Source organism: Ferrimonas sp. YIN67 (assembly GCF_057219095.1).
In genome coordinates, this window is record NZ_JBXVVJ010000020.1 from 1 (window position 1) to 1,865 (window position 1,865).

1 rRNA gene is annotated in these 1,865 nt (G+C 50.8%); it reads right to left on the reverse strand.

Annotation, left to right across the window (positions count from 1 at the left end):
- Positions 1-1,712: ribosomal RNA gene (locus AC2D8U_RS20975) — 23S ribosomal RNA — on the reverse strand; the annotation flags it as partial.
- Positions 1,713-1,865 lie beyond the last annotated feature (153 nt).

A 1,865-nucleotide genomic window follows, 5' to 3' on the forward strand; every position in this document is an offset into this window, starting at 1 on the left:
CCCATCACCGTCAGCGGCGTACCTTCTCCCGAAGTTACGGTACCATTTTGCCTAGTTCCTTCACCCGAGTTCTCTCAAGCGCCTTGGTATTCTCTACCTGACCACCAGTGTTGGTTTGGGGTACGGTTCCTAATTGCCTGAAGCTTAGAAGATTTTCCTGGAAGCATGGCATCAACCACTTCACCACCGTAGTGGCTCGTCATCAGCTCTCAGCGTATATGTGAACCCGGATTTGCCTAAGTTCACCGCCTACTACCTTAAACACGGACAACCAACGCCGTGCTGGCCTAGCCTTCTCCGTCTCTCCATCGCAGCAATCAGCAGTACGGGAATATTAACCCGTTTCCCATCGACTACGTCTTTCGACCTCGCCTTAGGGGCCGACTCACCCTGCCCCGATTAACGTTGGACAGGAACCCTTGGTCTTCCGGCGAGGGAGTTTTTCACTCCCTTTAACGTTACTCATGTCAGCATTCGCACTTCTGATACGTCCACGGAACTTCTCAATTCCGCTTCAACCGCTTACAGAACGCTCCTCTACCATGCACACAAGTGTGCATCCGCAGCTTCGGTGACTAGCTTAGCCCCGTTACATCTTCCGCGCAGACCGACTCGACCAGTGAGCTATTACGCTTTCTTTAAATGATGGCTGCTTCTAAGCCAACATCCTGGCTGTCTGAGCCTTTCCACATCGTTTCCCACTTAGCTAGTACTTTGGGACCTTAGCTGGCGGTCTGGGTTGTTTCCCTCTCCACGACGGACGTTAGCACCCGCCGTGTGTCTCCCGTAATTGCACTCATTGGTATTCGGAGTTTGCATGGAGTTGGTAAGTCGGGATGACCCCCTAGTCCAAACAGTGCTCTACCCCCAATGGTGAGATACGAGGCGCTACCTAAATAGCTTTCGAGGAGAACCAGCTATCTCCCGGTTTGATTGGCCTTTCACCCCTAACCACAGGTCATCTCCTAATTTTGCAACATTAGTGAGTTCGGTCCTCCAGTACCTGTTACGGCACCTTCAACCTGCCCATGGCTAGATCACCGGGTTTCGGGTCTACACCCTGCAACTTATTCGCCCAGTTAAGACTCGGTTTCCCTACGGCTCCCCTATGCGGTTAACCTTGCTACAGAATGTAAGTCGCTGACCCATTATACAAAAGGTACGCAGTCACCCAACAAGTGGGCTCCTACTGCTTGTACGTACACGGTTTCAGGTTCTATTTCACTCCCCTCACAGGGGTTCTTTTCGCCTTTCCCTCACGGTACTGGTTCACTATCGGTCAGTCAGGAGTATTTAGCCTTGGAGGATGGTCCCCCCATGTTCAGACAGGATATCACGTGTCCCGTCCTACTCGATTTCACGCTAAGGTCGTTTTCGTCTACGGGGCTATCACCCGGTATCGCCGGCCTTTCCAGGACCGTTCGACTAACTTCCAAATCGCTTAAGGGCTAATCCCCGTTCGCTCGCCGCTACTAGGGGAATCTCGGTTGATTTCTTTTCCTCTGGGTACTTAGATGTTTCAGTTCCCCAGGTTCGCCTCGTTACGCTATGTATTCACGCAACGATACTTACTTATGTAAGTGGGTTTCCCCATTCGGAAATCGTTGACTCAAATGGCTGTTACTGCCTAATCAACGCTTATCGCAAGTTACTACGTCCTTCATCGCCTCTGACTGCCAAGGCATCCACCGTGTACGCTTAGTCGCTTAACCATACAACCCCAAGGGGTCTTGCTTTCGCAATGCTCAGGGAACTTGCAAGTTCGCTTCGCACTATGACGCAACCAAATGTTTCGTTAGTTACAAATTCAAGGGTTTGAATTCGTAACGCCGGATATCTTTAAGACACTTGTAAGAATTGTTTTT